19 protein-coding genes are annotated in these 18,351 nt (G+C 69.1%); 9 read left to right on the forward strand and 10 right to left on the reverse strand.

The genetic code is table 11. The annotated features are described in order from the left end of the window. Positions 1–164: 164 nt before the first annotated feature. The 3 genes from ACYVDK_RS06225 to ACYVDK_RS06235 form a co-directional block, all read right to left on the reverse strand. Positions 165–1,016: an exodeoxyribonuclease III gene (locus ACYVDK_RS06225; protein WP_460519505.1), complete on the reverse strand. Its 852-nt coding sequence runs from the start codon at positions 1,014–1,016 to the stop codon at positions 165–167. Positions 1,017–1,233: 217 nt separating this feature from the next. Then, positions 1,234–2,796, reverse strand: coding sequence for a DUF2207 domain-containing protein (locus ACYVDK_RS06230; protein ID WP_460519508.1), 1,563 nt, complete (start codon positions 2,794–2,796; stop codon positions 1,234–1,236). Then, on the reverse strand, positions 2,708–3,160 hold the full coding sequence (locus tag ACYVDK_RS06235; RefSeq protein ID WP_460519511.1) for a hypothetical protein: 453 nt from the start codon (positions 3,158–3,160) through the stop codon (positions 2,708–2,710). The genes ACYVDK_RS06230 and ACYVDK_RS06235 overlap by 89 nt, the downstream gene beginning before the upstream one ends. Positions 3,161–3,688: 528 nt before the next feature. Here ACYVDK_RS06235 and pyrE point away from each other — a divergent pair. After that, positions 3,689–4,237 carry an orotate phosphoribosyltransferase gene (gene pyrE / locus ACYVDK_RS06240; RefSeq protein ID WP_460519514.1) on the forward strand — a complete coding sequence of 183 codons (549 nt, stop codon included), beginning with the start codon at positions 3,689–3,691 and terminating at the stop codon, positions 4,235–4,237. Continuing rightward, a complete protein-coding gene (locus tag ACYVDK_RS06245; protein WP_460519517.1) occupies positions 4,237–6,645 on the forward strand; it encodes a septum formation family protein in 2,409 nt (802 codons plus the stop codon). The genes pyrE and ACYVDK_RS06245 overlap by 1 nt, the downstream gene beginning before the upstream one ends. A 176-nt stretch (positions 6,646–6,821) precedes the next feature. Here ACYVDK_RS06245 and ACYVDK_RS06250 read toward each other — a convergent pair whose 3' ends face one another. Genes ACYVDK_RS06250 through ACYVDK_RS06265 form a run of 4 tightly spaced genes read right to left on the reverse strand, consistent with a single transcriptional unit; the run spans position 6,822 to position 9,023 of the window. Then, the gene (locus tag ACYVDK_RS06250) at positions 6,822–7,427 is read right to left on the reverse strand and encodes a GNAT family N-acetyltransferase (RefSeq protein ID WP_460519520.1); all 606 of its coding nucleotides are present in this window, start codon (positions 7,425–7,427) and stop codon (positions 6,822–6,824) included. 28 nt (positions 7,428–7,455) lie between these two features. Further along, complete coding sequence (locus ACYVDK_RS06255) at positions 7,456–7,806, reverse strand: DUF952 domain-containing protein (RefSeq protein ID WP_460519523.1); 351 nt, start codon at positions 7,804–7,806, stop codon at positions 7,456–7,458. 22 nt (positions 7,807–7,828) lie between these two features. Further along, positions 7,829–8,194, reverse strand: a complete 366-nt coding sequence (locus tag ACYVDK_RS06260) for a cupin domain-containing protein (protein WP_460519525.1) — start codon at positions 8,192–8,194, stop codon at positions 7,829–7,831. Positions 8,195–8,222: 28 nt separating this feature from the next. Next, the gene (locus ACYVDK_RS06265; RefSeq protein ID WP_460519528.1) at positions 8,223–9,023 is read right to left on the reverse strand and encodes an HAD-IIA family hydrolase; all 801 of its coding nucleotides are present in this window, start codon (positions 9,021–9,023) and stop codon (positions 8,223–8,225) included. Between the two features lie 243 nt (positions 9,024–9,266). On the opposite strand from ACYVDK_RS06265, the gene ACYVDK_RS06270 reads away from it, so the two are divergent. Both ACYVDK_RS06270 and ACYVDK_RS06275 read left to right on the forward strand, forming a co-directional pair. Next, positions 9,267–9,572 carry a hypothetical protein gene (locus ACYVDK_RS06270; protein ID WP_460519531.1) on the forward strand — a complete coding sequence of 102 codons (306 nt, stop codon included), beginning with the start codon at positions 9,267–9,269 and terminating at the stop codon, positions 9,570–9,572. Positions 9,573–9,576: 4 nt separating this feature from the next. Then, entirely contained in the window at positions 9,577–10,278 is a 702-nt protein-coding gene (locus ACYVDK_RS06275) for an RNA methyltransferase (protein WP_460519534.1), read from the forward strand. A 143-nt stretch (positions 10,279–10,421) separates the two neighbouring features. On the opposite strand, the gene ACYVDK_RS06280 is transcribed toward ACYVDK_RS06275, so the two are convergent. The 3 genes from ACYVDK_RS06280 to ACYVDK_RS06290 form a co-directional block, all read right to left on the reverse strand. Continuing rightward, a complete protein-coding gene (locus ACYVDK_RS06280) occupies positions 10,422–11,171 on the reverse strand; it encodes an SDR family oxidoreductase (RefSeq protein ID WP_460519537.1) in 750 nt (249 codons plus the stop codon). Positions 11,172–11,220: 49 nt separating this feature from the next. After that, positions 11,221–12,072 (reverse strand): metallophosphoesterase family protein, encoded by an 852-nt coding sequence (locus tag ACYVDK_RS06285; protein WP_460519540.1) that lies wholly within the window; start codon positions 12,070–12,072, stop codon positions 11,221–11,223. A 276-nt stretch (positions 12,073–12,348) separates the two neighbouring features. Next, positions 12,349–13,122 (reverse strand): SDR family NAD(P)-dependent oxidoreductase, encoded by a 774-nt coding sequence (locus ACYVDK_RS06290; protein ID WP_460519543.1) that lies wholly within the window; start codon positions 13,120–13,122, stop codon positions 12,349–12,351. A gap of 362 nt (positions 13,123–13,484) precedes the next feature. On the opposite strand from ACYVDK_RS06290, the gene ACYVDK_RS06295 reads away from it, so the two are divergent. The 5 genes from ACYVDK_RS06295 to ACYVDK_RS06315 all read left to right on the forward strand — a co-directional run bounded on the left by ACYVDK_RS06295 (position 13,485) and on the right by ACYVDK_RS06315 (position 18,096). After that, positions 13,485–14,597: an ABC transporter ATP-binding protein gene (locus ACYVDK_RS06295; protein WP_460519546.1), complete on the forward strand. Its 1,113-nt coding sequence runs from the start codon at positions 13,485–13,487 to the stop codon at positions 14,595–14,597. Further along, positions 14,594–15,391: an ABC transporter permease gene (locus tag ACYVDK_RS06300; RefSeq protein ID WP_460519549.1), complete on the forward strand. Its 798-nt coding sequence runs from the start codon at positions 14,594–14,596 to the stop codon at positions 15,389–15,391. Before ACYVDK_RS06295 ends, ACYVDK_RS06300 begins: the two co-directional genes overlap by 4 nt. A gap of 9 nt (positions 15,392–15,400) precedes the next feature. Next, complete coding sequence (locus ACYVDK_RS06305) at positions 15,401–16,906, forward strand: sensor histidine kinase (protein ID WP_460519552.1); 1,506 nt, start codon at positions 15,401–15,403, stop codon at positions 16,904–16,906. Next, positions 16,903–17,607, forward strand: coding sequence for a response regulator (locus ACYVDK_RS06310; protein ID WP_460519555.1), 705 nt, complete (start codon positions 16,903–16,905; stop codon positions 17,605–17,607). The genes ACYVDK_RS06305 and ACYVDK_RS06310 overlap by 4 nt, the downstream gene beginning before the upstream one ends. A gap of 189 nt (positions 17,608–17,796) precedes the next feature. Beyond that, positions 17,797–18,096 (forward strand): GIY-YIG nuclease family protein, encoded by a 300-nt coding sequence (locus ACYVDK_RS06315; protein ID WP_460519558.1) that lies wholly within the window; start codon positions 17,797–17,799, stop codon positions 18,094–18,096. The last annotated feature ends 255 nt before the right edge of the window (positions 18,097–18,351 follow it).

The following is an 18,351-nucleotide window of genomic DNA, read 5'->3' on the forward strand; positions in this document are numbered from 1 at the left end:
TCATCCTCCTCGTCGAGGACGCGGCCGCCCGGGTTGCGACCGCCGCCACACCATAGCGAACCAGGGGCCGTGGGCGCCAACCCATCGCTCACTTTCGTTGCAACGTTGTATCGCGCGGAGGCTCATACGGTTTCTGTGCGTGGATGCCTACAAAAGGGGCGGGCTCAGCCGAAGATCATCGGGCGGTCTTCGTCTTCGTTCCCGCCGTGCAGCGAGACGTCGAGGTCGACCAGCACGGGCACGTGGTCGCTCGGCGCGTCACCCTTGCGCTCATTGCGATGGATGCTCGCGTGCGTCACGAGGTCGGCGAACGGCTGCGAGCCCAGGATGAAGTCGATGCGCATGCCCTCGTTGCGCGGGAACCGCAGCTGCTTGTAGTCCCAGTAGGTGAAGCCCTCCGGCTGATACGCGCGCACCACATCGGTCATGCCGATCGCCTCGAACGCGGCGAAGGCCTCGCGCTCCGGCGCGGAGATGTGGGTCGACTCGCCCGGGACGACGGTGGGGTCGCCGTTGTCGGCATCCGTCGGAGCGATGTTCCAGTCCCCCATCAGCGCGAGCGGCTGGTCGGGGTTCTCGGTCAGCCAGGTGCGGGCATCCGCCGCCAAAGTGGCCAGCCAGTCGAGCTTGTACGCGTAGTGCGGGTCTTGCAGCGAACGGCCGTTCGGAACGTAGAGACTCCAGAGGCGCAGGCCGGCAATCGTCGCGCCGATCGCTCGCGCCTCTCGTGGTAGGTCGGGACCCTCCTCGCCCTTGAGAAATCCGGGCATGCCGTCGAACTCGGTCGCGACATCCTCGATCGGCAGACGGGACGCGATGGCGACCCCGTTCCACTGGTTGAGACCGTGGATCGCCACCTCGTAGCCGGCCTCTTCGAACGCCTCGATCGGGAACTGCTCCGGCTTGCACTTGATCTCCTGCATCGCCAGAACGTCCACGTCTTCGCGCACGAGCCAGTCGACGGTTCGGCGCACGCGCGCGCGGATGGAGTTCACGTTCCAGGTGGCCACACGCATGCGGCCCAATCTATCGGCTGGGCCCGACAGGCGGCCGCGCCCGGTCTGCGCCGCCCGCCCGCGTGCTGTTTGCGCCGGATGCCTGCGTGCTGTTTGCGCCGGATATCCGTTGTTGCGCCACACTTCCTGGCGCGATTACGTCGATGTGGCGCAATCGCTGGGTGCTACCTATACTCCGCCGCGGTGGCGTGAGTGCTCGAGGCCCGGGCCGCAGGTGTCACCAGCCGCCGCCACCGCCTCCTCCACCACCGCCGCCGGAGAAGCCGCCGCCCCCTGAGCCGCCGAACGAGCTCGAGCTTCCGCTCGACGAGGCCGGCGTGGTGGCGAAGCTGGCGGTGGAGAACGCGCTCGACCACAGGGCGAGCGTGAGGAACGGCGACGGGCCGCTGTACCAGTCGGGTGCGTTCTCGCCGGTGGTCGCGTAGCGGTCCTGCAGCACCTTCACCCACTGCTCGGAGACGCCCAACACCATCGCGTACGGCAGCACCTTCTCGTACAGCTTCACCACCGCGCCCCTGTCATCTACGTCAACACTGTCGCTCACGTCGACGCGCTCCGCCGTCTTCGGGCTCTGCAGGAACCGCAGCCGGTCCTTCTCGGCCAGTTCGATGTACTGCTTCAAACCCGCCAGATGGTCGCGCACGTCAGCACCCTGGTCGGTGATGCGCAGCCGCGGCGCGGTCAGCACGAGCAGCACGATCGCGAAGACCGCGGCGGCGATGTCGGGCAGCACGATCCACCACACGCCCGCGTGGTTCGCGGCGGCGAAGCCCAGGTGCACGATCGGCAGAACCAGCAGCACGAACAGGCCGAACCGCACCCAGCCGTTGCCCCGGCGCTTCGCTCTGGCGCGAAGCCCGAGGTCGGTGACGCGCTTCGGAGCGGATGCCCGTTGCTTCGCCAACGCATCCCCCAGCGTGCGATCCGTCTGGTCGAGCACTCGGTAGTTGCCGGCGACTGCCCCGGGGAACAGAACCTGCAGCAGCGCCACCTCGGAGCTGTCGAGTGCTGACCAGTCGGCGTTCGTGAGCGTGACCGTGTAGCGGGAGCTGCTCGGGGCATCCGCGTTCTCAGAAATGGTGAGGTATCTGCCGACGGCCAAGCCGACGAGTTCGGCGGGGAATGCCGCGTTGCCCCGTCGCAAGAAGTCGGCGGCGAGCATGGGCCAGACGCCGCGCGGCGCGTCGTATTCCGGCACGATGATCCCGCGTCCCTTGGCATCGCGGAACGGCCCGGTGCGCAGATAGATCACCCAGGCGAGACCGCCCAGCAACGGAATGAGGAACAGCCACGGCACGATCACCCACTGCCACTCTTGACGGGCGTGCGGAGGTTCGGCGAAAGCCGCGTTCTCGAAGCCGATCGCGACAGTGAGCGACTTGTAGTGGTTGAGCCCGCGCACGCTGGAGACGATCGAAGCGCCGTCCGTGCCGATCGTGCACGGCGCATCCGAGACCCCTTCGGCCGACTCCTTGGCTGAGGGATAACACGCCTTCTGCCCGTTCAGGCCGGCAGCGGTGCCGTCGTGAAGATTGATGCGCACCGATGCCTCGCCGATGCGCGAATCCCACCCTGATCCGTTGACGTCCCAGTACAGCTCCGCGTCGTTCGTGTCCGCGAAATGCCACACGACGTTCTGCAGCGTGTATCGAAGGATGTACGTCATCGCGCCGTGCACATACGTGTTCTTGTCACCGATGCGCAGAACGGTCATGTCGTCGCCGTAGCCGGCGTCGTTGCTGTTCACCGTCGTGTACGGCTGGGGCGTGCCCTGGGGCATCCGTGATCGACAGGATGCGCGGGTGCAGTGCGATGTCCTGGTTGAACGTCGGGATCGCCCGCTCGATGCCGTGGTTCACGTCGGCCTCGGGGAACCGCACGCCGATCGTCTCGGTGATCGTCATCGACGAGTTCTTCGCCGCGTCCCGATGCAGGTCGAACACGGCGTCGAACCGGTCGAGGGTGAGCGATGACACGGGATCGGCGGCGAACGGGCGGATGTCGCCGCCGGATGACGGCCTCAGGTCGGATGCGTGGCTCACGGATGCGTGGGCGGGCTCCGATGCGACGAAGGCACCCGCGGCGCCGACGGTGCCGAGCGCGAGCACAACGGCGGCCACCCTGACGACATGTGCGATGCGCATCGCACCAGAGTATGCGCCCACCGTCTGCCGATCCCGTCGCTACCGCTGGTTGAGCTGGGGGCCCCAACGCCGGCTCCGGCGCGTCGTGAAGCGACGTGACGGCCGTGCGTTAGGCAGCGAAACCAGACCCACCGGACGCAGGGCTTCGGCAAGCTCAACCCGCGGTGGTGCCGCGGTTTCGACAAGCTCAACCCGCGGTGGTGCCGCGGTTTCGGCGGGCTCGACCCGCGGTGGGTGCTGGGGTTTCGACAAGCTCAACCCGCGGGGTGGGTGTCGAGGTTTCGACAAGCTCGACCGGCGGGTGGGTGCTGGGGTTTCGACGGGCTCGACCGGCGGGTGGGTGCTGGGGTTTCGACGGGCTCGACCGGCGGGTGGGTGCTGGGGTTTCGACGGGCTCGACCGGCGGGTGGGTGCTGGGGTTCGACAGGCTCGACCGGCGGGTGGGTGCCGCGGTTCCGGCGGGCTCGACCCGCGGTGGGTGCCGGGCGTCCGGGGCCCTCACAGCCCCACCCCGACTAATCTATTGCCGTGACCGACACCCGCCAGCAGCTCATCGACCACATCTCCGGCGACGCCGTCTTCCACGGAGACTTCACGCTGACGAGCGGCAAGAAGGCATCGTTCTACGTGGACCTGCGCAAGGTGAGCCTCGACCACCGGGTCGCACCTCTGATCGGGCAGGTCATGCTCGACCTCATCGCCGAGGTTCCCGGGGTGGTCGCCGTTGGCGGAATGACCATGGGCGCCGACCCCATTGCGGCCGCGATACTGCACCAGGGCGCCGTGCGCGGCCTGGCCTACGACGCGTTCGTCGTGCGCAAGGAGCCGAAGGACCACGGCCGAGGCAAGCAGGTCGAGGGCCCGGAACTTGCGGGCAAGCGCGTCATCGTGCTCGAAGACACCTCCACCACCGGAGGCTCACCGCTCAAGGCGATCGAGGCGCTGAAGAAGGTCGGCGCCGAGATCGCGGCCGTCGCTGTCGTCGTCGACCGCAATACCGGCGCTCGCGAGGTCATCGAGCAGGCCGGGTACCCGTATCTCGCCGCCATCGGACTGGACGACCTGGGACTCGCCTAGTGGCACGCTTCTCCTCGCGAGGGCCGAAGGAGCCCGACGACCACGACGACGACTTCGCGTCGTTGTTCGGCGTCGGCGACGACGGTTCCGAGGGCGAAGCCGCTCACGACGATTCTGCGTACGACATCGAGGTCGACAACGATCCGGATGCCTACGAGCCCGCATTCCCGCCGGTTCCGTCGGCGACGCCACCGCCTGCGCCCGACCTCCCCGATCCGCGCTCCGCACCGCCGACATACGACATCCCCGAGTTGTCGATGCCGATTCCGCCGCGTCCGGAGTCCAACCCTCGCACGCCGTCGACACGTTTGTCCGCGGAAGGCGAGAACACGTTCTTCTGGGGCCTGACTCCGAATGACGAGCCCGACCCGCTCGTGCACGGCGACGGCGCGAAAGCAGAGGCCGACGCGTCCGTCGATGCTGCGGATGCTCGTGATCCTCAACGCGGCGACGAGGCGTCGCGGCACCACCGCGGCCTCGTGCCGCCGACGGTTCCGCTCGCGCCGTATGTTCCGCCCGAGTACGAGCGGCCGATGACGTCCGAGCCGCCAGTGGCGTCCGAGTGGCCGGTGGTATCCGAACGGCCGGTGACGTCCGAGTGGCCGGCGGCATCCGAGTGGCCGGCGGCGTCCGCGCCCAGCGGACCGCCGACGCATGAGCCTGCGCAACCGGCAGCGCCCGAGCTCGCGGAACCTGTTGTGCCCGAACCGGTCGCTCCCCGCGAGCCGATCGCGCCGCCTGCGCAGCCTGTGCCCGCGGAGCCGGCCGTGCGCGTGGAGCCGGCCGTGCCGGCGGAGCAGCCGGGCCCGTTCGTGGCTCCGCCCACGGGGCCCGCCATTCCGCCGATGCTTCCTGCCGCGCCGCCGAACGTCGACGTCATGCCCGGTACGGTTCCGCCGCCGACGATCGCGATACCGGCCTGGGCGCCTCCTGCCGAGCCGCCTCCTGCCGAGTTGCCCGTCAGACGCGAACCGCCGTCAGTCGTGCCGGCGCCAGCGCCTGCCGCAGCATCAGGGCCGCCCGCAACGCCCGAGGAGTTTGCAGCCGCCGCGCATGCCTCGCCCACGGAACCGGAGCCCCCGTCGGCGCCGGGGACCGTGACGCTGCCGTGGCTGCGGCGTTCCCGCCGGCACGCCGATCCGGAAACCGTGTCGGATGTTCCGCACCCGACGCCCGCGCCCGGCCCGGTACCGGCGCCCGAACCGCCAGCCATCCAGCCCGATCCCGAACCGCCAGACGTCGAGTCGGCGTCCCCATCGCCGGTCGATCCGAGCCCGCCGGTCGAGCCAAGCCCGCCGACTGAGCCGGTCGCGAGCACATCGTGGTCGCTCTTCGGCGACCTGATCGACGGGCATCCCGAGACGTCCGAGATCGAGACTCCCGATGCATCGGTGTCGACAACGGATGACAGCGACGCGACCGCCTCCACCATGACGATGCCGGGGGGCTCCGCGAGCGACGCGGCAGCGTTCGGCACGCTACGCGAGGATCGCGACGCGCCCGCCTGGCCGTGGGGAGCTTCGGCCGTTGCGACGCCGCAGGCCGCGGACGACACCGCACTGCACAGCGCTGCCGCCTCGGTGGCCGGAGCAGGCGCCACCGGAGCGGGTGCGACGGGCGCCGGAGCCGCCGGTGCCCAAGCCGCGGGTGCGGGCGCAGCCGCCGCAGCATCCAGCAGCGGCACGGGCGCTGCGGACCAGCACCCCCGCCGGTCGCGACGAGCCTCCGGCTCTGGCGCACCCGGCGGCTCTGGCGCCGCTGGCGGCTCCGGCCGTTCTCACTCGGGCGGCGGAGGCGGTTCGGGGTACTCCGACGACGACGTCAGCGGTCCGTCGCCGCGAGCGCAGCGCATCATGCTGATCGTCGCCTGCGCCATGTTGCTCGTGCTGCTGCTCATCGCGCTGTTCATCGTGGGACGTACGGCCATGCAGCCGACGGCCGCGGTCACTCCGAGCCCCACGCCGACGAAGACCGCCGCCCCGACCCCCACGCCGACCGCGACGCCCGTCGCGACCGGACCGCAGGCTCCTGGGAAGCATCCGTGGAACACACTCCGCGGAGGTGAATGCCTGCAGCCGTTCACGACGCCCTGGGCCAACACGTTCACTGTCGTCGACTGCGCCTCGCCCCACGCCGGCCAGATGGTCTACACCGCGGTGTTCTCGGCGGATCCGAAGGCCGCCTTTCCGGGCGCCGCTCAGCTCGCCTCGCAGATCAACGTGCTCTGCTCGCGTCCCGGGGTGCTGAACCTTGACGCCGCCGGCCAGTACGACGACGCCCAGGTTCAGGGCAGCTATCCGGTCACCGAGAAGCAGTGGCAAGGCGGTCAGCGCTCCTACTACTGCTTCGTGAGCCGGTCATCCGGCCAGCCGATCACCGGAAGCCTCGCGGGCCCCGGCCCGCAATAGAGGATCGCCGGGCACGTGTGGCCGCTCCAGGTCGCGGTTCTCGTCACTCTGACGACTGCGAACCGACAGAAACTGCGACCTGAGAGCCCCGTGATGTTCGCGTCGCAGCGCGACCAGGCTCAACCCGCGATACGAGGGCTCAACCGGCGGTGGGTTCAGCTGGCGGTATGGCGGGCTCAGCCGGCGACGGCGGTGTGCTGGCCGATGCGGGCGTCGAGTCCGTGCCGCACGGCTGGCCATTCGATGTTCAGGATGGAGTACGTCACGGTGTCGCGCACCACGCCCTTGAAGACCTGGTAGCTGCGGAGCACGCCGTCTTGCTTCGCGCCGAGGCGCTCGATCGCAGCCCGGGACTGCCGGTTGTGCCAGTGCGTGTGGAAGTAGACGGCGTTGCATCCGAGAGTGTCGAACGCGCGCGCCAGCAGCAGGCGCTTGGCGTCGGGATTCACGCCGGTCCCGTGGGCGGATGCCGCCATCCACGTGTAGCCGATCTCGACGCGCAGATCGGGCTGTGAGATGTTGCAGTAGGTCGTCATGCCGACGAGTTCGCCGGTGCGGGTGTTGCGGATGGCCCACGGTGCCATCGTGCCCTGTTGCTGGAGCGCCAGCCGACGCTCGATCTCGGCGGCCATCCCATCGGGCGTCGGCACGGTCGTGTACCAGATCTTCCAGAGCTCGCCGTCGGCCGCGGCTCGGCCGAGCCCTTCGGCATGGTCGAGCGAAAGCGGTTCGAGGGTGGCGAGGGGTCCGAAGAGGGGCACGGTTTCGGCGAAGGATGTCACGGGTCGACGCTATCGCGGCGCCCGCGCACTACGAGAACTGGAACCTCTTCAGCTCGTCGAATCCGGCAGGGCGCACCTCGACGACCCAGCTCGGCTTGATCGCTCCGTAGACATGAGGGAACAACTCGCCACTGCCGCCGTCTTCTTCGATCACCCGAACACCGTCAGCACGAATGAGGGTCTCGTCCAGCACGAGCACGCAGAGCTCCCGATCGTCGTCGGCGTAGAACAGCTCAGCGGTTCGCGCCAACTGCCCGGGATACGAGGCGTGGATGAACCCGACGTCATCCAGCGTTGCGCCGCGCGTCGACATCCGGTACTCGCCCGACTCGAGCGCGGACTCCCAGTCGGAGCGGTACGCGAGATGCAGGATCGTCACCCGCACAGTCTGGCAGCAGCGGTCAGCCGAGCTCGCGGAGTTCCGACGTCAGGTCGCCGCCGGCGTCTCCGGTGTTGACGGTTCCCTTGGGCTCGAAGAGCAACGCCTGCACCTCGCTGTCGGCGCGGGGACAGTGCTCGACGCCCCTGGGCACGACGAACACGTCGTTCGGTCCGAGCGTGACATCGCGGTCGCGCAACTGAATCGTCAGGTTTCCGCTGATCACGAGAAAGAGCTCATCGGTATCCGGATGCGTGTGCCAGACGAACTCGCCCTCCAGCTTGACGACCTTGAGATCGTAGTCGTTGATGCTCGTCAGCCGATGCGGCTGCCAGGGTGCGGTGATCGTAGCGAGGGCATCCAACACGTTCCGTGCATCGTCGGCCATGCCCCGAGACTACAGGTGCGTGGACGCCTCAGATCGCGTCGGACTCCAGCGGCTCATCCGGCACCAGCTGGAAGACCCCGTCGAGCACTTCGTCCGGGCGGAACGGATACCGCTCGATCTCGGCTCGGTCACTGATGCCGGTGAGTACGAGCACGGTGTGCAGGCCCGCCTCGATGCCGGCGACGATGTCGGTGTCCATGCGGTCGCCGATCATGCCGGTGTTCTCGGAGTGCGCGCCGATCTTGTTCATCGCCGAGCGGAACATCATCGGGTTCGGCTTGCCGACCACGTACGGTTCCCGACCGGTCGCCTTGGTGATGAGCGCGGCGATCGCGCCGGTCGCCGGGAGGGGCCCGTCGGCACTCGGACCGGTCGCATCCGGGTTGGTGACGATGAACCGCGCCCCCTGCACGATGAGGCGGATCGCCTTCGTGATCGCCTCGAACGAGTAGTTGCGCGTTTCACCGACGATCACGTAGTCCGGGTTGGTCTCGGTGAGGATGAATCCCGCCTCGTGCAGCGCCGTCGTGATGCCGGCCTCGCCGATCACGAACGCGCTTCCACCGGGCATCTGCGACTTGCAGAACGCGGCGGTGGCCAGCGCGGATGTCCAGATCGCGTCTTCCGGAACATCCAGTCCCGAGGTGCGAAGCCGGGCGGCCAGGTCGCGCGGCGTGAAGATCGAGTTGTTCGTCAGCACGAGAAAGGGAGTGCCGCTGTCGCGCCACTGCTGGATGAGCGCAGCGGCACCCGGAAGCGCGGTGTTCTCGTGCACGAGCACGCCGTCCATGTCGGTGAGCCAGCACTCGATCTCGTCGCGACCGCTCAATGAGCCTCCCTCGTCATCCTGATTCAAGGGTAGTCGGGGCTCGTGATCTCCCGTGTCGCGCGGATGCCGTGCACATGAACTCCAGCACTCGGGCGAGCGCGCGGCCGAGGCGGAGGCTGTCGGCGCCGGCTCTGCGTCCACAGCTGCGCCGGCGGCCAGGTTGTGATCAGGGGCAGCTGCTTCGCGCCGATGCGGCACGGTCGCCGCCTACCGTCGAGAAGACCCGCACGGGAGACTGAGGAGGTGGTTACCCTGAGCGACGCGCAGACCTGGACGGTCATCGGCGTGCTCTCCGCCACGTTGATCGGATTCGTCACGTTGACGATGACTCTGCTGAACCGCACCATCGGAGCCGAACTGAGGGGCATCCGTGTGGAGCTGGGCGCGTTCCGAACCGAGGTCGGCCTGCGTTTCGAGGCGTTGGAGCGGCGCATGGACGGCCTCGAGCGGCGTATGGACGGCCTCGAGCGGCGTATAGACGGACTGGACCGCGATGTGGCCGCGATCACCCGCAAGGTCTTCGGGGACCGAGGCTCGGATCTAGGCTGAGTGCGTGCCCGATCTCTTCTCCACCGAGTCGGGTTCGGCTGATTCGCAGGCGTCCAGCGGCAGGGTCGACGCTCCCGCTCCCAGCCCGGAGCAGTCGACGCACGGAGTCGGGCCGTGGCCGGGTGGACCGGATGCCTGGCCGGACGATGACCGGTACGACCCGGAACTGCTGGCAGGCGGCGACACCCGCAACGTCGTCGACCGATACCGGTACTGGCGTATCGCGGCGATCGTGGCGGAGCTGGATGCTCACAGGCATCCGTTCCACGTCGCCATCGAGAACTGGCAGCACGACATGAATATCGGCTCGATCGTGCGCAGCGCCAACGCGTTCCTCGCCCACACGGTGCACATCGTCGGGCGACGGCGCTGGAACAAGCGCGGCGCCATGGTCACCGATCGCTACCAGCACGTCGTGCACCACGACACGATCGCCGACCTCGTGGACTGGGCGCGGGGCGAGCGGATGCCCGTCATCGCCGTCGACAACGTGCCGGGCAGCGTGCGGCTGGAGTCGTTCGACCTGCCGCAGCGCTGCGTGCTGCTGTTCGGGCAGGAGGGGCCCGGTCTCTCGGCCGAGGCGATGGACGCGGCGGATGCCATCGTCGAGATCGCGCAGTTCGGCTCGACGCGTTCGATCAACGCGTCGGCGGCGGCCGCGATCGCGATGCACACCTGGGTGGTGCAGCACGCGCGCTGGAGCTGAAAGCGCAGGCCCGGCGGGCCATCGCCGCGACGCTCCCCATCGCGCGGCGGTCACGCCGTAGGCGGCGCGCCGAAACCGGCGATGAGGGGGCGGCGCCGAGGCGGCTACGCTGCCGAGCTCGTGTGTCGAAACTCCGCAGTCTCCTATCGAGAGGCGGTCTGCGCCAGCCACTCGTCGAACGTCTGCTCACCCAGCCGTGCGCCCGGACCCGGCAGGATCGAGCCATCCCGCATGCTCTTGCCCATCGCGCCGGGCATGGTGACGTTCACGACCAGCCGGCGTGTGCCGGTAGCGGCGAGGTAGGCGCGGATCATCCGTGTCATCTGCTCCTCGCGCGGGCCGGCCAGGTCTCTGTCGAGCCCGCGCGGCTCGCCCACCGAGATCTCTGCAAGCGCGTCGCCCACATCGGCGGCCGCGATCGGCTGGCACCGGGCCACGGGTGCCAGCTGAAGCGGTCCGAACGCGACGCGAGCGACCATCTGCTGGGCGAACTCGTGGAACTGTGTGGCGCGCAGAATGGTCCAGCCGCCAGCCAGGGCCATGACGGCGCGCTCCTGCGCAGCCTTGCCCGCGTAGTACCCGCTGTCGGCCTTCGCCGCGCCCACGATCGACAGCGCGACATGGTGAGGCACCGCCGCGCGCTTCTCCGCAGTCAGGAGATTGCGCGTCACCGTGCCGAAGAACCTGACGGATGCCTTGCTCGACTGCGCACCGGTCGAGGTCACATCCACGACCGCATCCACGCCCTGGAGCGCCTCCTCGAGGCCGTCGGACGACAACAGGTCGATACCGGCACTGCGCGCGAGTGTGACAGTTTCGTGGCCTCGCTCCGTCAATGCCGCCAGCACCTGGCTTCCGACCACACCCGTTCCTCCAGCGACAGCGATTCTCATGCGCACCCTCTTCTCCTCATCACCGTCGACCGCGTTCGCGATGTCGACCTCACTCCGGCCGTCCGAACGACTCGGCGATCTGTCGAATGCCCTCGGCATCCAGCTGGAACACCGGCGCTCCGTCACGAGAACTCGGCGCCGACACCATCGAGATGCGTGGCGCACCGGATGCCGGCAGCTCGACGAGCGCGAAGCCTGCGCCGATCGTCGCGCGCTCCGTGTCGGGCGGGGCCGTGACATCCGATGTGTTCGTCACTCCGGGAGCCACCACGATCGGGATGCCCCGCTCCAACGTCACCAGCGGGTGGTGGTAATGGCCGCTCAGCACGAGGCGCACGTCGCTGCCGTCGAGCAGACCGAGCAGTGCGTGCGGGTCGTTCAACTCCAGCCGGCGCAGCAGCGGCGTGACGGCGCTCGTCGGCGGGTGGTGCACGACGACGACGGTGCCGAGGTCGGCTGGCTGTGACAACGTCTCGCGCAGCCAGGCGAGCTGGTCGGCGTCCAGCGATCCGTATGCTGCGCCGGGCACGGACGAGTCGAGCGTCACGATGCGATGCCTGCCGATCGTGTGCACCCTGGTGCGGTCGCCGAGCACGGCGGTGAAGGCATCCGGATGATCGTGATTGCCCATCGCGTACACCACCTGCGCCCTCCGCGCGGCCGCCCACGGTTCGATGCGGTCTCGCAGCTTGACGTACGACGCCTCGCTGCCGTCGTCGCTGAGGTCTCCGGAGAGCACGATGGCGTCGATCCCCTCGAGCTCGGACGCCTTCGCGAGCACGCGCTCGAGTGCGGCCGTGGTGTCCACGATGCCGTAATGCAGCGATCCGTCGCCGAAGAGGTGGGTGTCGCTGATGTGCAGGAGCCGCAGGTCGGCGCGTTCCTGGTGGGATGCCTTCACGCGGCCACGATACCCACGACTGAGGTGAGCGGCTTCCCGCTGGTTGGGCCCCCTCCCGCTGGTTGGGCCCCTCCCGTTGGTTGAGCTCGTCGAAACCCTGAACGATTGGTTTCGACAAGCTCAACCAACGGTAGACAGCTCAGTTAGCGGTAGACAGCTCAGCTAGCGGTAGACAGCTCAGTTAGCGGTAGACGGGCTCGACCAGCGGTAGACGGGCTCGACCAGCGGTCGACGCGCTGGACCAACGGGAGACGAGCTCGACCAACGGTAAGCGCTTCAGTGCGGCAGCACGTGGCCCATCGTGGTGAGCGGGCCGGCGAGCGATCCGCCGTCTACCGGCAGGGTGACCCCGGTGATCCAGGCGGCGTCGTCGGAGGCGAGGAACGTGATCGCGGCGGCGATGTCGCTGGGCTCGCCGATCCGGCCGAGCGGATACATCGGCGCGAGGGCATCCGGTCCGCCCTGGTGGTCCCACACGCGGGTGCGCACGGTGCCGGGAGCGACGACGTTGATGCGCACGCCTGACGGCCCGAGTTCGACGGCGAGGTTCTTGGCTAGCAGGGTGAGCCCCGCTTTGGCGGCGCTGTACGCGGGTTCGCCGTAAGCCGCGATTCCGTTGACCGAGCTGACCATGACGATGGCGCCGCGGCTCGCGATCAGTGCTTCGCGGCAGGCGCGGACGAGGCGCATCGGACCGTGCAGGTTAAGGCTGACGATCTCGTTCCAATGCGCTTCGTCGAGGCCGTCCGCCACGAAGTGGTCGCCGCCGGCCACCGAGGCGAGCACGTCGAGGCGGCCGAACCGATCGAGAGCGGATGCCACGGCCCGGTCGACGGATGCCGCATCCATCACGTCGCATTCGAGCACGGCCGTGCGCTCGGGGGTCGACGGATCCCGCTCGGTGCGCTCCGCCAGCCTGGATGCCGCGACCCCGCGTTCGCGGTCGAGCAGTGCCACCCGTGCGCCCTCGTCGAGCAACCGTTCCGTGGTCGCCCACCCGATCCCGTTCGCCGCACCGCTCACGACGGCCACCCTGTCGTCGAATCTCATGCGCACACGCTAGCCCTCTCCTCCTTCCACCAGCACGGAGCTTCTTCCACGAGCACGGAGCTTCTTCCACGAGTACGGAGCTCCTTCCACGAGTAGGGAGCTCCTTCCTCGAGTACGGAACCGAGCCCGGCCCGCTCTCTCGGCCCCGGAGCAGGCAGGAAATCGCCTTCTTCGCGATAACAGGCAAGATCTGCCTGTTCCCGCTCGATTCGCCTGCGTTCGGGCTGCGGACCGCGACTCGCTCGGCCGGGCTGAGGCGGAGCCGACTACTCCAGACGGCGTAGTCGGCTGCGGTAGCCAGCCACGCACATCCGCTTCGCGTGGACGATTCGGCGGAAACCGCCCGGGGCGACCATCGGGTCATGAGCACTCCCACTGTCAGCCGCGCACGGGCCCGTGAGGCGTCCGGCGCAGGCTTCGAGGCGGCGCCGGCGGTCGAACTGACCGGCGTCGCCAAACGTTATGCGGGCACCGTCGCGGTGCATCCGCTCGACCTCACCCTGCGCAGGGGCGAGGCCGTCGCCTTGCTCGGCCCGAACGGTGCCGGCAAATCGACCACGATCGGCATGATGCTCGGCATCGTGCATCCGGATGCCGGCACCGCACGGGTCGCCGGGCGCAGCGCGGCCCGCGCAGTGGCCGACGGCAGCATCGCCGGGATGCTGCAGGATGCCGGGCCCATGCCCGGGGTGCGCGTCGCCGAGCTCGTGCGGCTGTGCGAGCGCAGTTATCCGAACGCGTTGAGCACGAGTCACGCGCTCGAGCTGGCGGGGCTGGCCGATGAGGCGAAGCGCCGCGTCGATCGCCTCTCCGGTGGTCAGGCGCAGCGGCTTCGGTTCGCGATGGCGATCGTCGCCAACCCCGAGGTGCTTCTGCTGGACGAGCCGACTCGCGCGCTCGACGTGCAGGGGCGCGCCGAGTTCTGGACCGCGATGCGCGACTTCGCCCGCTCGGGCAAGACCGTGGTGTTCGCCACCCACTACCTCGATGAGGTCGCCGAGAACGCGCAGCGGGTGATCGTCATCGCCGGCGGACGCGTGATCGCCGACGGCACTCCCGAAGAGATCCGGGGCACCGCCGGAACGAGCGTCGTGCGTTTCCGGTTCGACGAGACGGCCGGGGCTGCCGAGAGTGTCGATCGGCTGGCATCGCTGCCCGGGGTCAGATCCGTCGAGCACGGTCTCGGCGACCGCGGTGTCGCAGGCCGCAGTGCTGCGGGCCGCAGTGCCGCCGGCCGCCGCGCAGTGCGGGCGACGATCACGTGTGCGGATGCCGACAGTGTCGTCCGCGCCCTCGTCACGGCCGTTCCCGGCTGGCACGACCTCCAGGTCGCACCGCCCGACCTGAACTCCACTTTCCTCGAACTCACTCGCTCGACCGCGGGCATCCACTCTCGCCAGAACCCGGGCATCCACTCTCGCCAGAACCCGGACACGCAACGGGACGGCGTGCAACCAGAACGGAGCCGATCATGAACACGTACTTCCTTCGCCTCGAGATCGTGCGGATGCTGCGCGACCCGAAATACCTCGCCCTCGCCGTCGGCGCACCGATTGGCTTCTACCTGCTGTTCGCCACCCTGTTCGGCGGCGGCCCCGTTCAGCCGGGCCAGCTGCCCGGCACCACGGAGATCATGGTCGCGATGGCCGCATACGGCGCGGTGTGGGCCGTGCTCTCCACGACGGGCCCGCGGATCGCCGAGGAGCGTCAGACTGACTGGCTGCTGCAAGTGCGTGCTATGCCGATCAGCGCTGTGCAGGTGATCGGCGCCAAAGTGATCGCGAGCGTCGCGACGGCGTTGCCGGCGATCGTGCTGGTCTGCCTGACCGCAGGCGTGGTCAAGGGTGTGAGCCTCAGCGTGGGCCAGTGGGCCGCGCTGGTGGGATGCATGTGGCTGGGCAGCGTCACATTCGCCGCGCTCGGCATCGCGATCGGCTTCACGGTCGGTGCGGAGATCGCCTATCCGCTCAGCTATGGGCTCTACATGGCCTTGTCCGCGCTCGGCGGGCTGTGGGTGCCGCCGAACATCCTGCCCACCGGCATGCACGACGCCGCCGTGTGGCTGCCCACGTACAACCTGGCCGAACTGGGCTGGCGGATTGCCGCAGGCGACCTTCCGACCCTGCTGAGCGTCGGCAACCTGCTCGGCTGGACCGCGGTGTTCGGCGCGCTTGCATTCGCCGCGTACCGTCGACCGGTGCTGCGCCGTGCCGGGCGCAGGACCACTCGTCGAGCAGCTCGCTCGGCGAGCGCCGAAGTGGCTGCGTAGGCTACGCACGTGAGCGGTCTGGGGCTCCTGTACGCTCGCGCCGACGGTGCGGGCGTACGCTCGCGCGTCTTCGACATCGTGCTGGCGTGCGTGATGGCGGCACTGATCACGGTCGGCGTATGGGCGGAGCTGGTCGGATGGCCGCATCCGGTAGCCTTCCCGGCCGGCGCGTACGCGATCGGGCTGGCGGCCGCAGCGGTGCTGTTGATGCGTCGCGGGCATCCGTTCGTGTGCACGATGCTCGTGCTCGTTCTCATCGCCGGATACCATGCCGCCGGCTACCCGGGCGGCGCGCCCGTGCTCGCGATGTTCGTCGCGCTCGAGTCGCTGGCCGCCTATGCGGGCAGTGCCTGGTGGATCGCCGTCGCCGTGCTCGTCGTGTTCGTCTGGCAGGTCATTCCCGCACTGCCGCCGACGCCGACGCCATGGGATTCATACGCCACGACGGGTCCCGCGATGGGCCTGCTCTTCATGGTCGCGTTCGGGGCGATCGCGCGGCAGTCCAGGATCAGCGCGGAGCGAGCGCTGCACGCGGCCCGCGAGACGGCCACGGCGCAGGCGCGGGAGCGCATCGCGGAGGAGCGGCTCGCCATCGCCCGCGATGTGCACGATGTGCTCGCCCACTCGATCTCGGCGATCGCGGTGCAATCCGCATCCGCTCTCGACGCCTTCGATTCCGACCCGGCCGGCGCGCGACGTTCCATGGAGCGGGTGCGTGCCCTGGCGAAGCAGTCCATGCCCGAGCTGCACCGCACCGTCACCGCTCTGCGCGGAGACTCGCAGACCGATGCCTCGCAGCCACCGCAACCCTCGCTCGCCGACCTCGGCGACCTGATCGAAGTCGCCCGCCAGTCCGGATTGACCGTGACTGCAGACAGCGACGGGCTCGACCGGATCGGCCCGATCACGGGGCTGTGCGCGTATCGCATCGTGCAGGAGGCGCTGACCAACGTGGTGCGTCACTCGGGTGCATCCGTCGTGCGAGTCTCGCTGCAGGTTGCGGGCGACGAGCTCGTCGTGAGCGTGACGGACGACGGTGCCGGCAACGCGGCCGATCCAGCTCCCCTGCGAGTTGAGCCTTCCATCTCGGTCCCGCCCCCGCGGGTTGAGTCTTCCGTCTCGGTCCCGCCCCCGCGGGTTGAGTCTTCCGTCTCGGTCCCGCCCCCGCGGGTTGAGCCTTCCGTCTCGGTCCCGCGGGTTGAGCCTGGGCCCCCAGCCGGCGGTCCCGGCGCGTCGCGAAGCGACGTGACGGTCGTGCGGCTAGGGAGCGAAACCGCGCCCTCCGCGGACGCGTCGTCGACTTCGACCGGATTCGGCATCCGGGGCATGCGCGAGCGCGCCGCCGCAGTCGGCGGAACGGTACAGGCCGGCCGGCGTGCCCAGGGCGGTTTCGAGGTGCGGGCGGTACTGCCGCTGAGCGCCGACGTGGCGGCACCCGCCGCCGGGGCCGACGCTGCGGCGCCGGCAACCAGGGCAGATGTGGTGGCGCCCGGCGCCCGGAAGGGGCCAGCGTGATCCGGGTGCTGCTCGCCGACGACCAGGCGCTGATCCGGGAGGGATTCCGTTCCATCCTGGAGCGCGATCCCGACATCGAGGTCGTCGGGGAGGCCGCGGACGGCGACACCGCGGTGCGTCTGGCTCGCGAACTCGTGCCCGATGTCGTGCTGATGGACATCCGGATGCCCGGAATCGACGGCATTCAAGCAACGCGCGTCATCGCGCACGAGAAGGCGCTTGCCGACGTGCGCGTACTGGTCATCACGACATACGAGCTCGACGAGAACGTGTTCGGCGCGCTCGCGGCGGGTGCGGGCGGATTCCTGCTCAAAGACATCGAGCCGGACGAGCTGCGGCGCGCTGTACACGTGCTCGCGGCCGGAGACGCGTTGCTCGCGCCGAGCGTGACCCGTCGACTCATCGGCAGGTTCGCCGAGGCGTCTCCGGAGGGCTCGGCCGCTTCGCGGCAGGGCGGGAGCGCAGGCGATGCGCTCGCGCGGACGAAGGAACTGCGAGCCGTGCTCGAGCGGCTCACCGACCGCGAGCGGGAGATCGTCGAGCAGATCGCCGGCGGCCTCACGAACGACGAGATAGCGTCGCGCTTGTTCATCAGCCCGACCACGGTGAAGACGCACGCGTCCCACGCCATGCTCAAGCTCGGCGCGAGGGACCGCGCACAGCTCGTCGTCTTCGCCTACCGAGCCGGCCTCGTGCCCTGACGTTTCGCGTTCTCGCCCCCGTGGGTTGAGCTTGCCTCCGTGGGTTGAGCTTGTCGAAACCCTGGCGGCCAGCGGGTCGAGCAGGGCCTGTCCCGGCCCGTCGAAGGGGCGAAGCCCTTCTCGTGATTGTGGAGAGATCCCGCGCTGACGGCGGCGTTACGACAGCATCGTTGCAACAGAGGAGGACGGATGCCGTTCGCATACATGCTGCGTTGCGCCGATGGCTCGTATTACGTCGGAAGCACCCGCGACCTCGACACCCGGATGGAACAACATCATTCCGGCGCCGGGTCGGCCTACACGAGCCGCCGGATGCCGGTCGAACTCGTGTTCGCGGAGGAGTTCGACGACATCGGATCGGCGTTCCGTCGCGAGAAGCAGATTCAGGGTTGGTCTCGCCGCAAGCGTGAAGCCCTCATCACCGGTGACTATGCGGCGCTTCCTGGCCTGAGCGCGACCTCTCGGCGCGGGCGTCTCGCGGAGGAGTGAGCCGTCGCGAAGTGCTGTTCAGGGATTCGATTCGACTCTTCGACAGGCTCGTGGCGGGTCGAAGTGGTCAACGGGCGGTGCGGTGACCCCGCTGTCACTCGGCCGCGCAGCGGTTCATCCCGTTTCGACATGCTCAATCCGAAGGATTGGCTGGACTTGCGGACGCGGGTTTCGCTCCCTAGCTGCACGGCCGTCACGTCGCTTCGCGACGCGCCGGAACCGGCGGCTGGGGGCCCAGGCTCAACCGGCGGGGCG

The organism is Humibacter antri (genome assembly GCF_054777235.1).